We start from the raw sequence: 228 nt of genomic DNA, 5'->3' as shown, positions 1-228 counted from the left end.
ACGGTACTGGTTCACTATCGGTCAGTCAGGAGTATTTAGCCTTGGAGGATGGTCCCCCCATATTCAGACAGGATACCACGTGTCCCGCCCTACTCTTCGAACTCACAGTAAATGCACTTTTGTGTACGGGAGTATCACCCTGTACCCTGCGACTTTCCAGACGCTTCCACTAATGCACAAACTGATTCAGGTTCTGGGCTGCTCCCCGTTCGCTCGCCGCTACTGGGG

General features: G+C 53.5%; 1 rRNA gene. It reads right to left on the bottom strand.

The features are described from left to right. A 23S ribosomal RNA gene (locus WFP70_RS26655) occupies positions 1 to 228 on the bottom strand; the annotation flags it as partial.

This window comes from Pantoea sp. USMM079 (assembly GCF_037153115.1).
Lineage (GTDB): Bacteria > Pseudomonadota > Gammaproteobacteria > Enterobacterales > Enterobacteriaceae > Pantoea > Pantoea communis.
This window is presented reverse-complemented; position numbering and strand designations above follow the sequence as displayed.